The sequence below is a fragment of the Burkholderia sp. BE17 genome, assembly GCF_009362305.1.
Taxonomy (GTDB): Bacteria; Pseudomonadota; Gammaproteobacteria; order Burkholderiales; family Burkholderiaceae; genus Burkholderia; species Burkholderia pyrrocinia_C.
The window spans coordinates 57,536-64,176 of the sequence record NZ_WHNU01000057.1 but is presented as its reverse complement, the minus strand read 5'-3'; the positions used below and the strand labels follow the sequence as shown (position 1 = coordinate 64,176).

At 57.4% G+C, this 6,641-nt stretch carries 6 protein-coding genes; all 6 read right to left on the bottom strand.

From position 1 onward, the window contains the following. Positions 1-154: 154 nt before the first annotated feature. Positions 155-2,446: a DUF7024 domain-containing protein gene (locus GD429_RS35780; protein ID WP_227791998.1), complete on the bottom strand. Its 2,292-nt coding sequence runs from the start codon at positions 2,444-2,446 to the stop codon at positions 155-157. 66 nt (positions 2,447-2,512) lie between these two features. Then, positions 2,513-3,484: a glycosyltransferase family 2 protein gene (locus GD429_RS35775; RefSeq protein ID WP_152864380.1), complete on the bottom strand. Its 972-nt coding sequence runs from the start codon at positions 3,482-3,484 to the stop codon at positions 2,513-2,515. Then, positions 3,481-3,882 (bottom strand): GtrA family protein, encoded by a 402-nt coding sequence (locus GD429_RS35770; RefSeq protein WP_152864378.1) that lies wholly within the window; start codon positions 3,880-3,882, stop codon positions 3,481-3,483. Before GD429_RS35770 ends, GD429_RS35775 begins: the two co-directional genes overlap by 4 nt. After that, the gene (locus tag GD429_RS35765; RefSeq protein ID WP_152864376.1) at positions 3,869-4,786 is read right to left on the bottom strand and encodes a transketolase family protein; all 918 of its coding nucleotides are present in this window, start codon (positions 4,784-4,786) and stop codon (positions 3,869-3,871) included. Before GD429_RS35765 ends, GD429_RS35770 begins: the two co-directional genes overlap by 14 nt. Continuing rightward, on the bottom strand, positions 4,783-5,589 hold the full coding sequence (locus tag GD429_RS35760; RefSeq protein WP_152864374.1) for a transketolase: 807 nt from the start codon (positions 5,587-5,589) through the stop codon (positions 4,783-4,785). Before GD429_RS35760 ends, GD429_RS35765 begins: the two co-directional genes overlap by 4 nt. After that, the gene (locus GD429_RS35755; protein ID WP_152864372.1) at positions 5,586-6,641 is read right to left on the bottom strand and encodes an NAD-dependent epimerase/dehydratase family protein; all 1,056 of its coding nucleotides are present in this window, start codon (positions 6,639-6,641) and stop codon (positions 5,586-5,588) included. Before GD429_RS35755 ends, GD429_RS35760 begins: the two co-directional genes overlap by 4 nt.

Genomic DNA, 6,641 nt, shown 5'->3' with positions numbered 1-6,641 from the left:
CACTCTGCGCTGCAGTGGATGACACCGGCGGAATTCGCCCGCCAGTGCACCGATCGGGCCGGTTCGGCCCGCCCCGAAGAGCCGGAATTTTCCAATTAAGACTGGGACGGAAATTGGGCCAGCCTCACGTCTGGCGGCCCTCCAGCTCCCGGCATCACGCACCTGCGGGGTATCGTCCGGATTCGCTTTCGAGCGCCGGGTCGTCCCCGGTCGTTATCCAGAGTTTCTGTATGCCGACGCCGAGCAGCCGGCCATCGTTACCTGCACCGCTTTGCTGCGGAGAGCGCGGCAAGACCGGTTCTATCCGGATTGTGCGTGCTGCAGTGGGATTATCAAAGCGCAACGCGAATTCGCGAATCTCGGCACCTGGAATCACGGTTCGGGTCTGTTGACCAACCATGATGCTTGAAGGTTTCCCAATGTTCGGCCCGTATCCCTGCATGCGGACGTGCAGCGTGAATCGTGCTGGAAGCGGCCGAACGAAGCTCAGTTCCACATCGGGGAACACATTTGCATCCGACCAACGCCCCCAGTCTTCTCGTGTCGATAAACCGCGAACATTCTCGAGAAACCTCGGAAGACTTGTTTGGGCGAGGTCAATGCCTTCGCTGAGTGAGTTGTTGTTCCTCGGCCCCAATTTGTCGACCACATAGCCGGCCCGTTCCATGATCTGATGCGCTGTCATTCCGGAAAGATCCACCTGACTCGTTCCAGCCACCCGGCTTGCAAGAGCAAAAAAAACCTGGTCGCCGGTCCCGCTGACAATCGGCGTCACACCGAGGTTCCGGGTAAGCTCGGCTTCGATGGAGGCTCCGTTGTCAGCATAACCGCGCCGGTCGATATAGATACCGTTGAAGCCGATCCGCCTGATCACTTCTATCTGCCGTGCGACGGGTTCGAGCGCGAGGTAGCGAAAGAACAGATCGCCATCGCGCCCCTTCATGCCGCCGAAACTCCACCTGAGCGCGCTGGTGTGCAAAAAGGGGCGCGCCAGATCGTATGGCTCGAGACGGTCGAGCGTGGATCCTTCGGGAAACCCGACGTACGGCAATTGATAGATCGCACTTCCGGCCGGAACTTGCTGTTCGATCGCATGCGCGAAACTCGCATCGCTATTGAATTCAACCTTGTTTTTTGCAAGACGAGTCAGAGACGGTGTCGTTGTCTGATCCCATAGCGCAAATGCGCACAACGCCAAACAGAACGCCGCGATCCGGAGAGAAGCACGTTCGCCGGCGAACAGATATCGCTGGATCAACAGCAACACCGCAGCAATCGACGTAAAGGCAATAAATACGCTGACGCGATTCCAGGCTCGAATCATCGGGCTGACGAGCAGACTGAATATGCCGGAAAATCCACCGATCGTGCAGAACAACACCAGCACGATCGTGAGACTTGCAAGGAATTGCAGGGGTTCTTCAGGAGCGCGCCGCCGCGTCGGCGCGACCACAAGAATCACGAGGCTTAGCAAGCCAACGCTGCCGATGATGCCAAGCGATGCAAAGGCGTTTTCGTTGACGAGCGGAAAGGTCCTCGAGTAGTCCGCCGTAAGCCTGGCAAATGGCTTATAGCGATGATCCGGCCGCGGCAGCAGAAGCTGATCGATCTTGAGACCGAATTGTTCCGCTTCGCTGGGCGAGCGCCACGCCGCTTCCTGATTGACGCCGTGCTGCATCCGATAGAGCAGGTTCGGACTGACGTTGGCCACAATGCCGAACGATACGATCGCCGCGGCCACGACGGCAGGCAAGATCGCCTTAATCGCCTTCTGCTGAACCGATCGTGCGATGCCGGCCGTCAGCAAGCAAAGAACGCCAAAGAACGCGTAATACACGCCGAAACATGAAAGCACGAGCAGGATCAACGCATCGAACAGCGTTCTCTTCACGGCGCGTCGCTGGAGACTGAAAGACAATTCACCATCCCAGATCCGCTTGGCGAACCAGACGAACATCGGTGCGGCGAAGTACCAGGTATAGAAGAGATGATGGAGTCGAAGAAAATGGAACGGGAGCAGCGTGAAGATGAATCCCCCCGCGAAGCTCAGCACCTTCGAGATCTGAAGCTTCCGCAGCACCCAGTACGCCACGATCGCATTGAGTGGAAATCCAATCAAATAGTAGAGGTCGAGCGCGGTCGCGGGATTGCCGAAAGTCCGTCCAAGAACCTTGAGCACGAGCATACTGCCTGAGTCGGGAATCGGATAGTCATACAGATTAGCGCCGAACGGCGCGCCCAATAGTTCAGTGCTGAAGAACCAGTGACTCCTCACCGCAAGCTCTATCAACGAGAGAGTGAAAATGCCATCGCTTCCATAGATGAGCGGGAGATGAAGACCGAGATAGGCCGCACCCGATAGCTGCCAGGCCGCGACCAGACACACCACCATCAGCGCGCCTGAAAACGTCCATTCGGAAACCAACCGCTTTTCTGACGATTGCATGTGGGAGATTCTGCAGGGAGGTCGATCGTTCATGCCGTTTGCTCAGCAGGTCAACTGGACTGTCGGTCAATTCGGTCTCGAGGCCGCTTGGGCCTCGATGGCAGTCCCGCCCGAATTGATCCGTTCGCGCTCGACCACCAACGGTCTCTTTTGCGCATAGGTAAGAATCGCGCCCACATACTCGCCAAGCAGGCCAATAAAGAACAACTGTACCGACGCAAAGAAAAATAGACCGATCAGCATCGGGGCGCTGCCCATCGAGAAGCTGCTCCAGAACACGAGCTTCAGGACGAAATACATGAACGAGACGAAAAGGCTCAGGCCGGAAAGGACAAAGCCGGCGATCGTGGCAAGCCGCAACGGTACCTTCGAATGCGAGGTAATACCCAGCATTGCGATATCGTAGAGCGTGTAGAAGTTGTTCTTCGATATGCCCCGTTTGCGGCGCGGCTGGACGTACGGAATCTGTTTGATCTCGAACCCGATCTCGCACACGAGCCCACGGAAGTAAGGGTACGGATCATCGATCTGTCGCAGGATCTCGATAACCTTGCGGTCGTAAAGCCCGAACCCCGTAAAGTTCTGGATCAGCGTGACGTTGGCGATCTGCGTGACCAGACGATAGTACATTCTGCGCAGCGCGAAGAAGAGCGCCGATTCTTTCGATTCAGGCTTTACGCCGACCACGACAGGCGCGCCTGCGAGCCAGCTCTTCACGAACTCACGCATCAGTTCGGGCGGGTCCTGCAGGTCGGCGACCAGCAGAATGACGGCATCGCCCTTTGCTTGCAAAAGACCATGCATCGGCGATCGGATGTGTCCAAAGTTCCGTGCATTAACGATCACGCCAACCGCCGGATCGTCCGCAGCGATCGTTCGCAGGATGCTGACCGTCGAATCCGTCGACGCGTTGTCGATGAAGAGATGGTCGTAGGTCACCTCCGGAATCGTCGAGAACACGCGACGAGTCTCTTCGTAGACAGCCCGGACGTTTTCCTCTTCATTGAAACAAGGCGTGACAACGGTTATATGCTTCATGGCAGGTTGAAGACAAAACGGCGATTCAGGATAAACGCAATGACACTAAGCGGAAGCAGCGTCAGAGCATTCGCAATATAGATGTTTGCGTCAAGGCCGAGCAGCAACCGCACTCCGCCGAGATTCAACAGGTAGATCACACAGTAGACGCCGACGAATCGCCAGAAGCGCGACCGCGGCGCACCGTCGAATACGAGCCGTCCGACGCTCTGGAAGTTGAAGAGCACACCGCCAATGGTGGCGAGCCCAATAGCGACGGGATAAGCGAGACCCGCGTAAGTCAGAACCGCAAATAACGAGTAGCCAACCAGTGTGTTCAGCCCACCGACAACCAGAAAACGCAATAGCTGGACAAACGTCTTTTTCAAAGGCTCACGGTCGAAATTAGACGCTTGCATCGAGTGCCTTCTTTATTTGCTCTTTGACGGCATCCGGGGAAAGGCCATGGCTTTCCATCAGATAGGGATAGTTGCCGCAGAACGTGCTGAATCTATCTTGAATGCCTACACGCACGAACGTCCCGACAAAACTGCCCATCAGCGCTTCCGCGACGGCGCCACCCAGTCCACCGTAAATCGAATGCTCTTCAAACGTCACGATCGCTTGCCTGCCCGCTGCAAGTCTGCGAATTGAATCAACAGGAAAGGGTTTGATGCAGGGCACGGAGACGATGTCCGCGCCACCGGCAGCCGCCGCGACCTTCTGAGCCAGCCGCACACCCGAACCTGTCGCAATGAAAAGGCTCGGATGCGCTTCGTTCGTCAATGGGACAGCATCGCCATTGCGCCACGAGTCGAGCGGTGCAGAATGCACATCGCCAAGATCCGCCTTGCCCATCCGCAGATAGGCAGGCGCCTGTTTGTCCGAGATGTCCTGCATGCAGGCAGTCAGCTCGAACCGGTCAGCAGGAGAATAGATCGACAGCTGCGGGATCGCGCGAAGCGCAGCAATATCTTCCGTACTTTGGTGGCTCGTACCCAGTTGGGCGTAGACCACACCGGCGCCATCGCCGATGAAAGTCACCGGCAGATCTTCATAGCAGACATCGATCTTGATCTGCTCCAGAACGCGAATCGGCACGAATGCGGCGAGTCCGTAAACGATCGGTTTGAATCCGGCCTTGGCAAGACCTGCGGCTACCCCCACCATGTTCTGCTCGGCGATACCGCAATTGATGTATTGATCGGGGCATGCCTTGCGAAATGCATCGAAGAGCGCATAGCCGTGATCGCCCGTCAGCAGAAGAACCTTGGGATCTTGCCGCGCCGCGCCGACAATCGCATCGGAAAATGCATCCCTCATTGCTTCTCTCCAAGCTCGGCAATCGCGAGGTCATACGTTTGCGCCGTGAGCCGCGTGTAATGCCAGATATTTTCATGCTCCATGAACGAGATACCCTTGCCTTTGATCGTGCGAGCCACCATCGCTTTCGGGCGCCCGTCTTTTCGGGTCTTCAGTGCCTGATACGCTTGATCGATTGCGATTTCGTCGTGACCATCGACAGAGATGGCATCGAAGCCAAATGCCTCGAACTTGGCCTGGATGTCGCCGAGTCCGATCACCTCGTCGGTCGTGCCCATGGCCTGGAATCCATTTGCGTCGACGATGACGATCAGGTTGTCCAGTTTGAACTGGGCCGCAAAGAGCGCCGCTTCCCAGATCGAGCCTTCATTCAGTTCGCCGTCTCCAACGAGCGCATAGCACTTCTGATCGGTGTCGTTTCGCTTCGCAGCCAACGCAAGACCGACTCCGACGGAAAGGCCATGTCCGAGCGACCCTGCCGTAGCTTCGATACCGGGCACGTGCGCGTCGGCGAGTCCCTTGAGGCGCGTGCCATTGCCAAAGTAGCGGGTGATTTCATCGTCGGCGAGCCAGCCTATTTCATTCAGACAAGCATACTGAGCCATCACACCGTGGCCCTTGCTCAGCACCATATAGTCGCGACCGGGAGAACGCGGATCGCTTGGCTCGTAGCGCAGGTGTTTGCGGTACAGCACAGCCAGCAGCTCAACGATGGAAAATGCACAACCGATATGGACGGTCGATCCTGCGAACGCCATATCGAGAATGGTCTTGCGAATCCGGGACGATTCGAATGTCTTCATGCAGTGACCGTGTTTCGGTTCCAGTTGATCGTCTTGGCAAGGGCCGACTCTAACGACGTGTACTCCTCCACACCAAGCGAACGACGCGCCAGAGAAGTCGAAGGTATATAGCGTGGCGCCGGACCAGATGCAAGCGCCATGTCCGGCATAGCGGCCTCGCGTGCCCTGCATAGCGTCTCCACCATGCGAGCAAGTTCGAGAATCGACACGGCGCGTTCAGAGCCCACGTTATAGGCGCGCCCCGTCATGCCTCCGTGCAGCATGCGCAGAAGCCAGATACAGGCATCGGCGATGTACAGATAGCTGCGTAGAGGCCGCCCATCGCCCTTGATGACAATGCGCTGCCCCGCCAGCGCATCGCGGATAAAGTTGCCGGCGGCAAACGGACCGTCCATCGGGATACCTGGACCGACGAGCGCGTAGATTCGCGCAATGGAAACATTGATGTCATGCTGCTCGCCGTAGGTCGACGCGAGCCATTCAGCCGATCTCTTCCCATGCCCGTACGCTGCTTTTGTGTCGAGCGTGTCAGGCGCGCCGCAATAGCTCTCAGGCGTCCGCTCCAGCGTCGGGGGCTGATGCCCGTAAATGGCGCCGCTCGACGTCAGCAAAAAGTGCGCCGCACCATTCGAGCGCGCGAAATCCAGCACCCGGCGTGTACCGGTTACATTCGCATCGAACACCCGCAAACCATCGCCAGCCTTTGTGATGTCTGCGACGTCGGTCGCTGCATGGATGCAAAGGTCGATCGCACCCATCGTGCCCGTCGTCGTTTCGAAATCGATGACATCGCCTTCGTACAATGTCAGGCCAGGTGCTGCATAAAGATGCGGCGCAAACATGCGCGCTTTCTCGGGGTTGCGACTCAGTACGACAACCTCGATCCCGCTACCGAGTGTCCGATTGGCATGCTGTACTGCTTCCAGCAACCACGATCCGATGAAACCCGTGCCACCCGTGATGAATAGTCGCGCCCCACGGAAAGCCGTCCAGACATCCACCGTATGCTGAACGACCAGTTCGAGATCTTCTCGTGGGTACGGCTTCCGCAT

Bases quoted from the DNA above. Each gene is read 5' to 3' on its own strand.
- GD429_RS35760 (WP_152864374.1), bottom strand. From the start codon at position 5,589: ATGAAGACATTCGAATCGTCCCGGATTCGCAAGACCATTCTCGATATG.
- GD429_RS35755 (WP_152864372.1), bottom strand. From the start codon at position 6,641: ATGCGGAAGCCGTACCCACGAGAAGATCTCGAACTGGTCGTTCAGCAT.
- GD429_RS35775 (WP_152864380.1), bottom strand. From the start codon at position 3,484: ATGAAGCATATAACCGTTGTCACGCCTTGTTTCAATGAAGAGGAAAAC.
- GD429_RS35770 (WP_152864378.1), bottom strand. From the start codon at position 3,882: ATGCAAGCGTCTAATTTCGACCGTGAGCCTTTGAAAAAGACGTTTGTC.
- GD429_RS35765 (WP_152864376.1), bottom strand. From the start codon at position 4,786: ATGAGGGATGCATTTTCCGATGCGATTGTCGGCGCGGCGCGGCAAGAT.
- GD429_RS35780 (WP_227791998.1), bottom strand. From the start codon at position 2,446: ATGCAATCGTCAGAAAAGCGGTTGGTTTCCGAATGGACGTTTTCAGGC.